The following is a 14,980-nucleotide window of genomic DNA, read 5'->3' on the forward strand; positions in this document are numbered from 1 at the left end:
TCTAAATCAGGCAACCATTAGGAGTCCACGGTGAGCCAAGAAATCGACATCTTGTCACGTATTACCACTGACTTTGCAGCCCTACGCGAAGCTGAAAAGAAAGTCGCCGAGCTGATATTTGCTGACATCGAGTTTGTCACTGAAGCAAGCATCGGTGATATCGCCCAGCGCGCAGGAGTAAGTGATGCCAGCGTCACCCGATTTGCCCGCGCTATCGGCTGCACGAATGTGCGCGACTTAAAAACGCGCTTAACACGCGCTTTAGCAGCAGGTCGTCGTTTTATACAAGAAGCGACCCCCGAAGACAGTTCAAGCGTGGTGTATGACATTGCCACGCAAACCTTGGCGCTTAACCGTGACCTGCTCTTCCAGGCCGATGTGGCAGGCGCGGTTGAACTGCTAGATCAAGCGCGCCAGATATTGGTATTTGGCGCAGGAGGCGGTTCCAGCATTCTCTGCCAAGAGTTTCAATTCCGTTTAGTGAGACTGGGCTATGCGATCTGCGCTTACCCTCAAGCACTCTTGCCCCGCATGGTGGCGTCAACCTTAGAGCCGAATGACGTCGTCGTTGTGCTATCAGTCACTGGCTACACACCGGAGATGGTGGAGTCTGCACAAATTGCCAAGCAGTACGGCGCAAAAGTAATTGCCATCACCGCTCTGAATTCTCCTTTAGCCGAAACATCCGACATTGTGCTACCGATTACCTCGCGGGAAACCGACTTCATCTATCACCCTTCAGCTTCCCGCTACGCCATGCTGGCGGTCATCGACGTGTTAGCGCTTGAACTTGCCATGCGCCACCGTGAGCGTTCACGAACTAAATTACGCCGTCTCAAACTTAGCCTCGATGACCATCGCGGTGGCGACAACCGCCAGCCACTAGGAGATTAAGATGGTTTACGACCTGCTGATTCGTAACGCCAACGTATTGGATGGCTCCGGCGCAGCCCATTTTCGTGCCGATGTGGCTATTCAAGGCGAACGTATCTGCGCCATCGGTGATATGCCCTACGCCACCGCCACCACCATTATTGACGCCCAAGAGCGCTATCTGGCTCCTGGCTTTATTGACGTCCACACTCACGACGACACCAATGTTATTCGTACTCCAGAAATGCTGCCAAAGCTGACACAAGGAGTAACGACGGTGGTGGTGGGTAACTGTGGAATCAGCGCCAGCCCCGTGACGCTCGCTAGCGAAGTTCCCGACCCCATGAATTTATTGGGCAAGCTAGAAGACTTTCGCTACCCAAGTTTCAGCGCCTATGCCAACGCCGTGGACGCTGCCGCACCAAGTATTAACGTCGCCGCCTTGGTGGGGCATACCAGTCTACGCAGCCAGGTGATGGATAGCTTTTCCCGGCCTGCGAATCGAGAAGAAATTGCCAACATGGAAGCTTTGCTAAGCCAAGCGCTGGATGAAGGTGCATTAGGGCTCAGTTCGGGGCTTGCCTACCGCAACGCGATACATGCGCCGACCACCGAAATGGCTCCCCTGGTGGCCGCCGTTGGGAAATCAGGCGGCGTCTATACCACCCATCTTCGTGATGAGTTTGCGGGTCTGCTAGATGCCATGGACGAAGCATTTTCCACTGCTCGCAATGGCCAGGTGCCTCTGGTGATCTCGCACCTAAAATGCGCCGGCGCGGGTAATTGGGGAGGCGCTGGTAAGGCGTTGGGTAAATTAGAGGCAGCCGCCCAACATCAGCATGCTCACTGCGACTGCTACCCCTACACCGCTGGCTCCTCCACCCTCGATCTCGGCCAAGTGACAGATGAGATCGAGATCACCATTACCTGGTCGACACCGCACCCAGAGCAGGCGCGCCGCCCACTTAAAGAGATCGCCGCCGAGTGGGGAGTATCTCTTTTAGACGCTGCCAAACAGCTACAGCCAGCGGGGGCGGTTTACCACAACATGAGTGAAGCGGATATGCAGCAAGTGTTAGCGCATCCGCTCTCCATGGTCGGTTCCGATGGTTTACCGAACGACCCGCACCCTCACCCGCGTCTTTGGGGTGCATTTCCGCGTGTACTGGCTCACTACAGCCGCGATTTAAAGCTAATGCCGCTGGCCGAAGCGGTGCGCAAAATGACCAGCCTTTCGGCAGCTAATTTTGGCCTAACAGATCGCGGCATGATCCGCATAGGCGCCTACGCAGACCTCACCCTTTTTGATCTAAAAACTCTTGAAGATACGGCCAATTACGAGACCCCTATTGCGGCCGCTAGAGGCATCGAAATGGTCATAGTGAACGGCAAAATCGCCTATCACCAGGGCACAATTTCAGACCAACGCGCGGGCAGGATGCTGCGCAGAACAGAGCGCATTTTGCAATCAATTCCCACCTTTCACCCCAACCAGGAGCAAACCTCATGAGCATTACACGATACGGCACCGAAGGCGGCGTAGGCACCGGCGGTCAGAAGCTGCCCTTTGCCCGCGCTGTAGAGGCAGGTGGCTGGCTATACGTCTCCGGCCAAACTCCCATGACCGATGGCGAAGTCGTTGAAGGCGGCATTGTTGAGCAGACTCGCCTCGCCTTCAACAACTGCCTGGCCATTATGCATGAAGCTGGTTACGGCGTTGAAGATGTCGTACATGTCACCACCGTGCTCACCGATGCGCGCTATTTCAGCTCTTTCAACAAAGTGTTTAAGGAGGTCTTTGGCGACAACCCACCGGCACGCATCTGCAGCGTTCAAGACTTGGTGGTGGATTGCAAAGTTGAGGTTGACGTGAAGTGCTTCCGCGCTGATCGCGCCTAAACACCTAAAAATAACTACCACAAAAAAAAGCGCCGTACCCCGGCAAGGGCACAGCGCCAGATTACCGCGTGATTCAGATAAAAGCCCTGCGGTAATCGCTTCCATTGCCTACCTCCGGCCGCGGCAACGGCCGGATCAACAACGATAAGAGGTTAACATGAACAGCCAACTATTCCTTACCACCTTTGTGCTCTACATCGTCGCCATGATTGTGTTTGGTTGGTGGATTTCAAGACACAAACGGGGCAGCGGCGACGACTTCTTGCTCGGCGGGCGAAGCGTACCGCTCTTTCTTACCGTCGGTACCACGGTTGCCACCATGGTAGGTACTGGTTCAAGCATGGGTGCCGTTGGGTTCGGTTATGCCAACGGCTGGGCAGGCGCTTTATATGGCATTGGCGGCGCGATTGGAGTTTTACTACTCGCCGTGTGTTTTGCCCCCGTTCGTAAGCTGCGTTTTATGACCATGAGCGAGGAACTCGCCTACTACGTCGGCGCCAACCGGCTGGTGCGCAATGTGGTCGCGCTACTTATCTATATTGCCTGTATAGGCTGGCTGGGCGCCCATATTCTTGGCGGTGGCCTTTACCTCTCTTGGATGGCGGGCATTGATCTAACGACTGCACGTATTCTGGTTGCTCTGGGCTTCGGCATTTACTGCGTGGTCGGTGGTTATTTCGCGGTTATCTGGACTGACACTATTCAAGCGGTCGTACTGTTCGCGGGCTTTATCTTAATGGCAGTGCTGGCGCTAGTAGAGGTTGGCGGCTTCTCAGGGCTTACGGCGGGTATGGATGCAGGCGCCACGAGCTTTCTAGGCATTGGTCAGATTGGCGGACTACCGGCGCTATCACTTGCCGCCGTTATTGCTATCGGCGTACTGGCAACACCCTCTTTTCGTCAGCGCATCTATTCAGGTAAATCAGTGGGCTCGGTACGCCGCTCGTTCTTAATTACAGGCGCGCTCTACCTGGGCTTCTCGATCATTCCCGCAATTATCGGCATGGCGACTCACGCGCTTAACCCTGGGCTCGAAAACAGCAACTACGCCTTCCCTTTTCTAGCCACTGAAATCATGCCGCTTGGGCTGGGCTTACTGCTGTTGGTAGCAGGCCTCTCCGCCACCATGTCGAGTGCAAGCTCCGATGCGATTGCCGGCGTTTCCACGCTGATTCGCGATCTGTATGTGCTGGCAACGGGCCGCACGCCCTCCGCACGAAATGTTGTACGCTTCTCGCGTATTGCACTCGTAGCAACCATTGGTCTGGCACTGCTGTTCGCACTAGCCTCGGATAATGTCATCACCTACATCACCCGCATGATCTCGACAATTCTGTCAGGACTGTTTGTGAGTGCCATGCTCGGTCGCTTCTGGCCCCGCTACAACTGGCAGGGCGCGATCGCCACGCTAATTTGCGCGTCGGCGACCTCTTTAACGATTATCGCCAATAGCGACTGGACAGCCTTCTGGGGTAACCCAAGCATTCCGGCGGTGCTTGTAGCACTGGTAGCAGGCGTGATGGTAAGTCTAGTGACACCCGCTTCCCGCGTTACCCCGGAGCAGGCGCTAGCGATTCTTGACCAAGAGCGCCAGCGTATGGAGCAAGTGCCCGAGCCAACACTCACCAATGATGAAGTGCCCGCTGCATCTCGCTAATTGTTAGCCAGTAGTGCGCCAAAAAGCCCCGCTGATGAATTACCTCAGTGGGGCTTTTATATGCTGAAGAGTAAGAATGGGTTATCGAGCAGTTAACTGCCGCACCGAAAGCTCTACACCACGTAACTCAGCTAGGCCGCGCATGCGCCCATAAAGCGGGTAGCCGGGTGCCGTATTGCGCTGTTGATCATCAAGAAGTTGGTGGCCGTGATCTGGGCGCAGCGGTAAACGCGCTCCGCCCTCTCTTTCACGTCTGTGCTCCTCTTCAACCAGCGCTTGAATAACACCAACCATATCCACATCACCGGCCAAGTGCGGAGCCTCGTGAAACGAGAGCGTATCCGCCTCTCGCTGGGTGGCGCGCAGATGAATAAAGTGAATATGCGCAGCAAAGTGGCGAGTCATCGCCACCAAGTCGTTGCCTGCACGAACGCCGTATGAGCCCGTACAAAGCGTCAATCCATTGGCGGGGCTGGGAACGCGATCGATAACCCATTGGGCATCCTCACGAGTCGAGACAATCCGTGGAAGCCCCAGCAGCGGTCGAGGTGGGTCATCTGGATGGATGGCCATACGAATGCCCACTTCTTCAGCGACCGGGATAACCGCTTGCAGAAAATAGCCAAGGTTTTCCCGCAGCCGAGCAGCATCAATATCAGCATACCCTTCCAAAACCGCGCGAAACTGTTCAAGGGTGTAGTGCTCTTCGGCACCCGGTAGCCCTGCGATCAGCGTATTGACTAGTTTGTCGCGCCCTGCGCTATCCAATGCGTCCAGATAGCGGCGTGCCAGGGCTTTCTCCTCGTCGCTATACTCCACTTCGGCGGCTGGCCGCTGAAGCAAATAAAGATCAAAGGCGGCAAACGCCACCTGGTCAAAGCGCAGCGCCAAAGCGCCATCGGGCAGTTCGTAGGTCAGGTCGGTACGCGTCCAGTCCAACACCGGCATAAAGTTGTAGCAAACGGTGTCGATACCACAGGCCGCCAGATTGCGCAGTGTCTGACAGTAAGTTGCTATCAGCGCATCCCGCTCGGGCAGCCCCTTTTTAATCGACTCATGTACCGGCACACTCTCCACCACCGACCATGCCAAGCCTGCCGCTTCGATCATCTGCTGACGCTCACGAATCGATTCAACCGGCCAAACCTGATCATTGGGCACCTCATGCAGTGCCGTGACGATACCGGTTGCGCCTGTCTGGCGAATCTCTCCCAGGCGAATCGCATCGTTTGGGCCAAACCAGCGCCAAGTATGCTCCATGGAGATCTCCTAATGTTAGTTGCGCTCAAGCGCTTCGAGCGCTCCAGCCAGTCCATCTTGGGTCAACGTCTGATAAGCGGTCAGCACAGCCTGGGCAACCCGCTTATCCGCTGCCAACTCACTAGGCACCACGTCGTCCATGGCTAAATAGGCCGCTACCAAAGCGCGGGGATCACTGCCATGCGCTTGGTGCAGCTCCGCAAAGCGTTTGGCTAGCGGATCATCCACAGGGTAACTATTGCCGTGTAAGTCTTGGCCTGCGGTGTAGCGAATCCAGGCAGCCATCCCCAACGCTACGCAGGGAGATGATTGCCCAGCGACACTGCGCTCCAACATGCCCGAGAGCCAGCGCTGCGGGAGTTTTTGGCTACCATCCATCGCAATTTGCTGCAGGCGATGACGCAAACTGTCATTGGCGAAGCGTGCCAGCAGCGAGTCAGCATAGGCGCCTAAATCGATGCCATCGGGCATTTCAAGAGTGGGGGCCGCCTCTTCAAGCATATAGCGGCGTAAGGCAGCACGAAGCTCGGAATGATTGACGCCGTCAAAGACCGTTTCAATACCCGCTAATGCCCCCAGATAAGCCAGTAAGGAGTGGCTGCCATTGAGCATACGTAGCTTCATGGTTTCAAAGGGCGCCACATCGGCGACCATCTCCACGCCCTCAACTTCCCAGCTCGGCCGCCCGAGTGAAAAGTTATCTTCGACCACCCACTGCGTAAACGCTTCGCATACCACAGCATTTGGATCGGAAACTCCCAATGCCGTTAAGCGCTCAAAGTCGGCATCGGTCATCGCGGGCACAATACGATCCACCATGCTGCAGGGAAAAGCCACTTCACTGGCAATCCAACTGGCCAATTCTGCGTCTCGATGCTCGGCCAGTTGTACCACCGCCTGACGTGTTCGTTTGCCGTTATCCGGCATATTGTCGCAAGACAGCACCGTAAAGGCGCCAATGCCAGCCTCGCGCCGCCGTGCTAACGCTTCCACCAATAGTCCTGAGGCGGTACGCGGTTGTTGGGGCGAGGCTATATCACCGATGATCATCGGATCATCGACTCTTAATTCACCGCTAGCTGGGTTTAGAAAGTAGCCCTTCTCGGTCACCGTTAGAGTCACAATACCCGTATCGGCAGAGGCCATTCGCGCCAGCAGCGTCTCTCGGTCTCTGCCCCAGCTATCCATACCTTCGTCCGCGTTATCACGGCCCGAGAATAGCGTCTCTTCGATCACACCTATTTCACGTAGGGTCAGGGTGTCACTGTCAGCGTATTCGGCTACCTGATAACGGTAGTCAGCATCACGCAAGCCATCGACCAAGCCAATGCTTGAGCGTAAATTCGCGCTACACACGCCCCACTCAACGTCGCCACTACGCTGGCGATAGCGCTCTAAATAAACGGCTTGGTGAGCTCGGTGGAAAGCCCCCAAGCCCAGGTGGACGATAGCGATCTGGCCACTTTTTGGCGAAGCGTCAATACGTTGCAGGGCCATCGTTAATTACTCCCCATCAGCAAGTTAGGCAACCAAAGCGAGATCGCGGGGACATAAGTTACCAGCAGCAACACGGCTAAGTTGCACAGCAAAAATGGCACGATGGCTTTTGCCACCGTCAACATAGGCAGCTTGCCAATCCCTGCTACTACAAATAGACATACCCCTACCGGCGGCGTTGTTAGACCAATCATCAGGTTTAATACCGCGATAACCGCAAAATGCACCGGGTCAACACCGACACCAGTGGCCACACCCACCAAGGCGGGGAAAAGAATAATCAGCGCTGCAATGGTTTCCATAAAAGCGCCGACAAATAGCAGAATCAGGTTAAGGATGAGTAAAACAATCAGCGGGTTGTCGCTAATAGAGAGAATCAGTGAGGCAATCATTTGTGGGATCTGTTCGCTGGTCAGTATCCAGCCAAACAAGTTGGCTAACCCCACCATCAACAGCAGCGCCGCAGAGGTTAATACCGTGTCAGATAAGATTGACGGTAGGTCTCTCCATGCCAGGCCTTTATAGACGTACATGCCCACAACTAACGCATAAAGAGAGGCAACGATAGACGCCTCCGTTGGGGTAAAGAAACCACCGATGATGCCGTAGAGAATAATCACGGTCATCAGCAGAGCCCAAAATGCTGTTTTCGCTTCACGCAGCAGTTGCAGGAAAGGCACCCGTTTCTCTTTAGGGTAGCCACGGCGAACGGCCAAAATATACACCGTGATCATCATCGCTAGGCCCATTAGCAGCCCCGGTACGGCGCCTGCGAGAAACATCCGCCCTACCGAAATACCACTTAGCGAACCAGCGATAATCATCGGCACGCTGGGCGGAATGATGGGCCCGATGGTAGATGACGCCGCGGTCACCGCAGCAGCAAACGTCTTATCGTAGCCTGAACGGGCCATCCCGGGGATCATCACGGAACCGATGCTGGCAGAATCCGCCACAGCGGTACCTGAAATACCGCCAAAAATCATCGATCCACCGACATTCGCCAGCCCCAGCCCACCACGAATATGGCCTAATAATGCGTTGGCAAAGCGCACAATATGTTCCGTAATATTGCCCGCATTCATCAGGTTACCGGCCAATACAAAGCCGGGAATACAGAGCAGCACAAAGGTATCGATTCCCGCGTACATGCGTTGCGGCACAATCGTCAACGAAATGCCCTCTAGAAGGAGGTAAGAAAGTGACGCCAGCCCCAACGCAAATGCTATAGGCATTCCTACCAATAGCAGAACCAAGAAAACACTAAACAGGATAATGACTTCCATGCTTACGACTCCTGAAGGGAGGCAGAAGAGCGACACATTGCGATAATCCCCTCAAGGCATCCCAGTAAGCTGTAAACCAGGAGTAGCGCAAAGGTGATAACCGTTGAGAAAAAGATATACAGCATGGGTACACGCAGCGTTGGTGAGGTTTGCCAGGTACCGTTTTGCGCATACTGCCAAGCGTAAGGCAGCACCAGAAAGGCAAATAGGCCAACCAACAAGCAGATCAATACCTGGAAAGCCGCTTTCATGCGTGGGCTCAGCAGATGATGAAAAAGCTCAACGCTGATGTTGCGGTTTTGGCGTAGCACCACCCCGGCAGATAACGCCACCATATATACGAACAAGTAGCGCGAAAGCTCTTCCGTCCAGGCAATCGAAAACGGTAAAAACAGCCGCGAACATATTTGCAGCAGTACCGTGGCAGCAATGGCAATCAGCGCCATGACAGCCAAGGTTAAAAAGCATTTATCCACCCAGCCGATCACACGCCCAATGGAGCCTTTAAACTTAGGCACCGCCGACATTGAATCCAGACTCTCCAACGCTTGCTGTTCAAGCGCTTTGTGATCCGAGTTCATAACCATATCCTCAGGGGCAAGCCGCTATTGCAGTAGAAACTGGGCGTGCTACCCGCCCAGTTTCATTAGTCATTCACTACAAAATCTCTACGAACGGCTTTATAAGTCTTGGATAGCGTCAAAGATTTCACGCTGCTCTGGGGTTAAGGCGTCAAGTACGGCGGGGCGAGCTTTCTCAGCAAAGGCATCAACATCAACCTCGATAAGCTCCATGCCGCGATCTTGTAATGCTTGTTCAAGGCGTGCCTGATCCTCAGTAAACAGTTCAGCTTCATACGCTTGCATGGTCTGCGCAGCATCGCGAACCACTTGCTGCAGATCTTCGGGCATACTCTCCAACTGGTTGCGGCCAATCACTACATAGATCCAGCTGCGCACATGGCCGGTCATGTTGACGTAGTCCTGCACCTCATTGAAGCTGGCGCTTTCAATCAGGCTAAGCGGATTTTCTTGGCCTTCCAGGGTATTTTGTTGAAGCGCAGTGAACACTTCGCTGAACGCCATTGGCGTAGGGCGTGCGCCCATTGCTTGCCATGTATCAACAAACAGCGGCACGTTAGGTACGCGAAGGCGTAACCCATCAAGCTCGTCTGGATGACGGATGGGGCGATTAGAGGTCAACTCGCGGGGGCCTCGCTCAAACCACGCCAGAGGGACTAAGTTAGTACGCTCAGTGATTTGCGCTTCAATCTCAGCACCGATATCGCCGTTAACGGCAGCATGGAGATGCTCGGAATCTCTAAAGGCGTACGGTACTGCCATCATGGCGGCTTTGGGCGCCCAGTTCTGTAAGCTCTCCCCCGTAATAGTCATATCCGCTGTGCCCAGCTGGATGCTATTAATCACGTCCATTTCGTTGCCAAGCTGCTCGCTGGGATAAAGACGCACCTCAATTTGCCCATCTGAGTTAGCTTCCACTTCCTGTTTAAACTTTTCGGCAGCTTGGTGCCAAATGTTCTGCTCATTGGCCAAATGACCAAAACGCAGAGTGAAATCGGCTGCCAATAAAGAATGGCTGCCTAGTATGGCGGCCCCCAGAACAGCGCTGGTAATCAGTTTTTTGATCATTGTATTTCTCCTGCACACGAGTGTTGTTAGTTGTTAATTGCAGCGGTTAACTACGCGTGGGTTGGCATGCGTTGGCGTAGCCCCTTCAAGCGCTGATTTCAATCAGCACCTTACGGGCCTCTTCTGGTCGGTGATCAAGCATATCGATAGCACTAGGCATGTCGTTTAGCGGCAACCGATGGCTGACAAGCGCCAACGGATCCAACTGCCCGCTTGCCATTAGCTCAAGCACCTCCGGAAACTTACGGTTGTTAAGGCGCGACCCCACTAAGGTCAGCTCTTTCTTAATCACTTCTAGCTGCACAAGGTCGCTGGGCTGGGCGCTAAAGCCCAGTAAACCGATGCGCCCTGCCGGCGATGCTAGGCGCAGCATTTGTGGCAACAGCGCGTGCACGCAGGCCGCATCGGCAATCAGTGGCACACCTTCGCCCTGGGTTAGCGCGAGTACTTCTTTTTCAACATCTTGCTCTCGGCTATTGAATACCTGCGTCGCCCCAAGCTGCTTCGCGACAGCTAATCGCTCGTTGATAACGTCCGTGACGATGACCTCTTCAATCCCCTTGGCCAAAGCCATCTGCAGAATCGTCATACCAATCACACCCGCGCCCAAAATCATCAGCCGATCACCGGGGTGTGGTTGCATCCGATCAAGCACATTGGCCGCAATGGTGTAGGGCTCAACTAAGGCAGCAGCGTCTAGCCCGATATGGTCAGGCAGGTGGTGCACATTAGCGGCAGGCACGGCGACAAACTCTTCAAACCCACCATCGCGATGCACGCCGATTACTTCCAGCGAGCTGCACACATTGGGACGGCCAATACGGCAGGGGTAGCACTCACCGCAGCTGATAACGGGGTCAATGCACACCCGATCCCCGACGGCGACGTCAGCCACGCCTTCTCCCACCGCTTCCACGACACCAGCGAACTCGTGGCCAGTAATGCGCGGAAAGCGCACAAAGGCGTTATCGCCATGGATAATGTGCATATCCGAGCCGCAGATACCGGCAAATGCTACGCGTACCAGCGCTTCACCAGCGGCCACCTTGGGCGGCTCAACTTCCGCGACCTGATAGTCATGGGGGGCCTTTACCTGAAATGCTTTCATTGAGATGGACTCCTTCACCAGTGCCACAAGGTGCCGTCTTCTAGCCGGTTCACCGGTAGGCTGGCGCGCTTATAGGGGTATTGCTTGGCTAACTGCTCATCGATATCAACACCGTGCCCAGGCTTCTCACCGACGATGAAATGGCCATCCTCAAAGCGATAATCATGGGGAAAAACCTCGTCAGTGGCGCTGGTATGCGGCATATATTCCTGAATGCCAAAATTAGGCACCCAGGTATCAAAATGAATCGCAGCGCCCAGGCAAACAGGCGAAAGATCCGTTGGTCCGTGGAAACCGGTACGCACGTGGTAAAGACCTGCCAAATCGGCGATACGGCGCACATGGGTAATACCACCAGCATGAGTTAAGGTGGCGCGGATATAGTCGATCCACTGGTTTTCAATCAGTGCTTTAGCATCAAACAAGCTGTTAAAGACTTCGCCCACCGCCAGCGGCGTGGTGGTGTGTTGACGAATCAATCCAAACGCTTCCTGATTCTCAGCCGGTACGCAGTCTTCAAGCCAGAATAGGTGGTAAGGCTCAACCTCCTTGCCTAAACGAGCGGCTTCGATGGGCGTCAGACGGTGATGAACATCGTGGAGTACATGCAGATCGTCGCCGAAACGCTCACGCACGGCGGCAAATAGCTTAGGCACATGATTCAGGTATTTGCTGGTACTCCAGACGTGCTCGGCGGGCAAATCAGAGTCGGCAGGCTCGTAAGGCTCGCCATCTTTTTTGGCGACGCCATAAATGCTGGCAATACCGGGCACACCAGCCTGCACACGTACCGCTTTGTAGCCCTCATCCACATGGCGGGCGACCTCTTCCAGGCACGCTTCAATATCACGCCCCGTTGCATGGCCATACACCATCACCCGATCACGGCTCTTGCCTCCAAGCAATTGATACAGCGGCATGCCTGCGAGCTTTGCTTTAATGTCCCACAGCGCCATATCCACAGCGGCAATGGCACTCATGGTGACCGGCCCACGCCGCCAGTATGCACCGCGATAAAGGTAGTGCCAGATATCCTCAATGCGCTGGGGGTCTCGCCCAATCAGCATCGGAATAACATGCTCTTCCAGATAAGCCACCACGGCCATTTCACGGCCATTGAGAGTGGCATCACCAATGCCATACTCGCCTTGATCGGTGACAATCTTCAGTGTGACAAAGTTGCGGCCTGGCGATGTCACGATGGTATAAGCGTGCTCAATCTTCATTGCGTCAGCTCCTGCTTCGGCACGGGGAAGTCTTGTTCTTCAAACACTGCTTGTTCTTCAAACATGGCAGGGAAACGACGAATCAAGTCAGGCATCGAGACCAAAATTTCACGTAAATGAAGTGACATCGCCTGCTCTGCTTGGGATATATCTCGTGCTTCAATGGCGGCAATAATGTTGGCGTGCTGATTCACAAGCCGTTCCAGCGGGGTGCTATGCGGCACACTGAGGTAGCGTACTCGGTCAAGCTGAGCACGAACTTCTTCAATGACTTTCCAAGCCGCGTACTGCTGAACACCCAGTGAAAGCGTTCGGTGGAATTCTTCATCAAGGCGATAAAAGCGATCGTTATCATTAGGTTCAATACAACGACGCTGACGTGCTAACAAATCATGTAGCTCCACCAATATGGCTGGCTCAAGCCCTTTTTCAGCAGCTAGCTTTACAACTGCGACTTCCACCGCCTCACGCACAAAGCGCGCTTCAAGCACCGCCCGTTGAGAGATCTTTACGACGTAAGTACCGCGCTGGGGTTTTACCTCCACCAATCCTGCCTCAGAGAGCCGAATGAAGGCTTCCCGCACTGGCTGGCGGCTGACCGAAAAAGTGTCAGCAATTTCCTTTTCCGATAGCGCCTGACCTGGTGCCAGTACCATTTGAATAACCGACTGACGTAATACTTGATAAAGGCGCTGCCGAACGGGATCGCTTTCGCGAGTCTCCCCCCACAGTGCTTGAAGCGTATTCATAACGAGCCTCCAAATTCGATGACCGCTATACGGCCCTCATCTGATACAACTAGTATGGTAGTATGGCGAGGCAAGCGAAAGCCCCATTTGTTTATACTTTGGTTGCAGAAACAGTCAGCCCCCAGCCTTAGATCGTCAATAGATATTTAAATATCAGTCACTTGTATAGTTTGAAAAAGAAACTACTCAACCTAGTTCCTGATTCAAAGCTAAACACCAACGGTCGAGGGGGCGTGCGAAGAAGGCCTAAAAAGGAAGGAATCGTTGACGAAACAGATGGATAAAACTCGCGCGCAAATCAATTTTTAACGCCTCTTAGGCAATTCCAAATAACATCTAGCAACGCGGGTTCAACACTGTTTTGGATTTAGCGAGGGATTAGGTAAGACCAAGTAGGGCTTCTGCCAACTTAACGTCATCGTAACGGTCTATATCAGCGTTATCTGCTGCAAGATCCGTATCGATAATTTGAATACCCATCTGCTTACTGATGATTTCCATCTGCTCAGTTGAAACACTCAGTAACTGCGAATCAAACAGCAGAAAGTCTATTAAGGGTCGTTCTGGCGACCTCGTTTGAGGTTTGAATGACATAGACTTGAATGGCACTGGTTTGAGTGACAAGTGGTAATTGAGCATTCTAATCTGGTCAACCAACGTCATCCCAAACGTTTCAAGATCGGTTCCCAAACTAGGCACATACACCCTCGGCGCTGGATTTTTAGCCAATGCTTTGGTCACGCCTTTGGGGAGTAAATTGGCAATAATGCTGCTGTAAAGACTACCCGGTGGAAAAACCAGCAGCTCAGCAGAGTCGATGAGTAAGCGAGTTTCTTTACAAACTTTGGAGACATCCAAAGTATCGATATCATCCGCTTCCCCCGATAGTTTTATCGATTTAATGGGTGAATCAATTTTTGCTGTTTCTTTGCCGGTAAAGCAATGCTGCCCGATAATTGTCTGGCCATTCTCTAACAACACCTCTAGCTGAAGGTCAGCGTCAGTTGTTGTGCGAACAGTGCCGCGTGTTTTGATGAGCTGACCAAATAGAAAAGCAATCGGGTCCAGTGAGCGATTGTGAATAAGGTAGCCACCGGTCAAGATCAAGTTCCCCACGCTAGCCCCAGCGAGGTCAAAATCCTGTGGCATGTGTTTATAAAACGCAGTGATATAACTCTGAATCAGCGACCGCATAGGCTCTGCAATCGCCTTGAGCAGTGGATGCTTAGCGCTCACCAGGGCCTGTAGGCTTTGCTCCAGCACGGCCTTCTCTTCGCTTTCTTTCAGCTCATTAGCCGTCAGACGATGCGAAAACAGTGCAGCAACGTCAGGATGGCCAGTCACCGAATCGTCAGCCAATGAAAGTAACCGAGCTCGCAAGTCTCCAACGGCAGGCATCGCAAAAGCTCGACGCAATTCGGCGGAGCTGCCACCAGAGTCAAAAGGGGTCACAAGATGAATCGAATTATGAGTGTAGTCTGTCAGTACCTCAGAGAAGTGCCTGAGTGCCGAACCACCGCTGAAAAAAAGTATTTTTGGCCCTAGTTCCGGCGTTTTACGGTATCTGGCAAGACGCAAATCCTGCCCCTGAGAAAGCTCTCGGGGCATATTAACATGAGCACAAGTAAAGCGATTTTTCTTCATACAACCCTTTGAATTGTAACGAAAACGTAACATAAAAAATGGCACAGTTACTTATAGTAATCCCCCCTTGATTGACACTTTTTACGGTGAGGCAGTCTATCAACGCATCAATTCTAGAGCATTTTTATTTTC

Annotated in this window: 13 protein-coding genes; 4 read left to right on the forward strand and 9 right to left on the reverse strand. The window is 53.5% G+C overall.

Annotated elements, in window-relative coordinates; translation table 11 throughout:
- Positions 1 to 30: 30 nt before the first annotated feature.
- The 4 genes from NDQ72_12950 to NDQ72_12965 all read left to right on the forward strand — a co-directional run bounded on the left by NDQ72_12950 (position 31) and on the right by NDQ72_12965 (position 4,429).
- A complete protein-coding gene (locus NDQ72_12950) occupies positions 31 to 894 on the forward strand; it encodes a MurR/RpiR family transcriptional regulator (protein ID WKD26974.1) in 864 nt (287 codons plus the stop codon).
- A gap of 1 nt (position 895) precedes the next feature.
- Complete coding sequence (locus NDQ72_12955) at positions 896 to 2,383, forward strand: D-aminoacylase (protein ID WKD26975.1); 1,488 nt, start codon at positions 896 to 898, stop codon at positions 2,381 to 2,383.
- On the forward strand, positions 2,380 to 2,772 hold the full coding sequence (locus tag NDQ72_12960; GenBank protein ID WKD26976.1) for a RidA family protein: 393 nt from the start codon (positions 2,380 to 2,382) through the stop codon (positions 2,770 to 2,772). Before NDQ72_12955 ends, NDQ72_12960 begins: the two co-directional genes overlap by 4 nt.
- A gap of 157 nt (positions 2,773 to 2,929) precedes the next feature.
- The gene (locus NDQ72_12965; protein ID WKD26977.1) at positions 2,930 to 4,429 is read left to right on the forward strand and encodes a sodium:solute symporter family protein; all 1,500 of its coding nucleotides are present in this window, start codon (positions 2,930 to 2,932) and stop codon (positions 4,427 to 4,429) included.
- 81 nt (positions 4,430 to 4,510) lie between these two features.
- On the opposite strand, the gene uxuA is transcribed toward NDQ72_12965, so the two are convergent.
- The 9 genes from uxuA to NDQ72_13010 all read right to left on the reverse strand — a co-directional run bounded on the left by uxuA (position 4,511) and on the right by NDQ72_13010 (position 14,848).
- Positions 4,511 to 5,689 (reverse strand): mannonate dehydratase, encoded by a 1,179-nt coding sequence (gene uxuA, locus NDQ72_12970; protein WKD26978.1) that lies wholly within the window; start codon positions 5,687 to 5,689, stop codon positions 4,511 to 4,513.
- Between the two features lie 15 nt (positions 5,690 to 5,704).
- Complete coding sequence (locus NDQ72_12975) at positions 5,705 to 7,186, reverse strand: mannitol dehydrogenase family protein (protein ID WKD26979.1); 1,482 nt, start codon at positions 7,184 to 7,186, stop codon at positions 5,705 to 5,707.
- Positions 7,187 to 7,188: 2 nt separating this feature from the next.
- Positions 7,189 to 8,472, reverse strand: coding sequence for a TRAP transporter large permease (locus NDQ72_12980; GenBank protein WKD26980.1), 1,284 nt, complete (start codon positions 8,470 to 8,472; stop codon positions 7,189 to 7,191).
- Between the two features lie 2 nt (positions 8,473 to 8,474).
- Entirely contained in the window at positions 8,475 to 9,053 is a 579-nt protein-coding gene (locus NDQ72_12985; GenBank protein ID WKD26981.1) for a TRAP transporter small permease, read from the reverse strand.
- Positions 9,054 to 9,152: 99 nt separating this feature from the next.
- Positions 9,153 to 10,121: a TRAP transporter substrate-binding protein gene (locus tag NDQ72_12990; protein WKD26982.1), complete on the reverse strand. Its 969-nt coding sequence runs from the start codon at positions 10,119 to 10,121 to the stop codon at positions 9,153 to 9,155.
- A gap of 85 nt (positions 10,122 to 10,206) precedes the next feature.
- A complete protein-coding gene (locus NDQ72_12995) occupies positions 10,207 to 11,229 on the reverse strand; it encodes a Zn-dependent oxidoreductase (GenBank protein ID WKD26983.1) in 1,023 nt (340 codons plus the stop codon).
- A 14-nt stretch (positions 11,230 to 11,243) separates the two neighbouring features.
- Positions 11,244 to 12,455: a D-galactonate dehydratase family protein gene (locus tag NDQ72_13000; GenBank protein ID WKD26984.1), complete on the reverse strand. Its 1,212-nt coding sequence runs from the start codon at positions 12,453 to 12,455 to the stop codon at positions 11,244 to 11,246.
- Positions 12,452 to 13,204 carry a GntR family transcriptional regulator gene (locus tag NDQ72_13005; GenBank protein ID WKD26985.1) on the reverse strand — a complete coding sequence of 251 codons (753 nt, stop codon included), beginning with the start codon at positions 13,202 to 13,204 and terminating at the stop codon, positions 12,452 to 12,454. The genes NDQ72_13000 and NDQ72_13005 overlap by 4 nt, the downstream gene beginning before the upstream one ends.
- A gap of 378 nt (positions 13,205 to 13,582) precedes the next feature.
- A complete protein-coding gene (locus tag NDQ72_13010; protein WKD26986.1) occupies positions 13,583 to 14,848 on the reverse strand; it encodes a GAK system CofD-like protein in 1,266 nt (421 codons plus the stop codon).
- Between the last annotated feature and the right edge of the window lie 132 nt (positions 14,849 to 14,980).

The sequence above is a fragment of the Halomonas sp. KG2 genome, assembly GCA_030440445.1.
Lineage (GTDB): Bacteria > Pseudomonadota > Gammaproteobacteria > Pseudomonadales > Halomonadaceae > Vreelandella.

Coding starts and splice junctions, on each gene's coding strand:
- NDQ72_12955 (WKD26975.1), top strand. CDS start 896: ATGGTTTACGACCTGCTGATTCGTAACGCCAACGTATTGGATGGCTCC.
- NDQ72_12960 (WKD26976.1), top strand. CDS start 2,380: ATGAGCATTACACGATACGGCACCGAAGGCGGCGTAGGCACCGGCGGT.
- NDQ72_12965 (WKD26977.1), top strand. CDS start 2,930: ATGAACAGCCAACTATTCCTTACCACCTTTGTGCTCTACATCGTCGCC.
- uxuA (WKD26978.1), bottom strand. CDS start 5,689: ATGGAGCATACTTGGCGCTGGTTTGGCCCAAACGATGCGATTCGCCTG.
- NDQ72_12975 (WKD26979.1), bottom strand. CDS start 7,186: ATGGCCCTGCAACGTATTGACGCTTCGCCAAAAAGTGGCCAGATCGCT.
- NDQ72_12980 (WKD26980.1), bottom strand. CDS start 8,472: ATGGAAGTCATTATCCTGTTTAGTGTTTTCTTGGTTCTGCTATTGGTA.
- NDQ72_12985 (WKD26981.1), bottom strand. CDS start 9,053: ATGAACTCGGATCACAAAGCGCTTGAACAGCAAGCGTTGGAGAGTCTG.
- NDQ72_12990 (WKD26982.1), bottom strand. CDS start 10,121: ATGATCAAAAAACTGATTACCAGCGCTGTTCTGGGGGCCGCCATACTA.
- NDQ72_12995 (WKD26983.1), bottom strand. CDS start 11,229: ATGAAAGCATTTCAGGTAAAGGCCCCCCATGACTATCAGGTCGCGGAA.
- NDQ72_13000 (WKD26984.1), bottom strand. CDS start 12,455: ATGAAGATTGAGCACGCTTATACCATCGTGACATCGCCAGGCCGCAAC.
- NDQ72_13005 (WKD26985.1), bottom strand. CDS start 13,204: ATGAATACGCTTCAAGCACTGTGGGGGGAGACTCGCGAAAGCGATCCC.
- NDQ72_13010 (WKD26986.1), bottom strand. CDS start 14,848: ATGAAGAAAAATCGCTTTACTTGTGCTCATGTTAATATGCCCCGAGAG.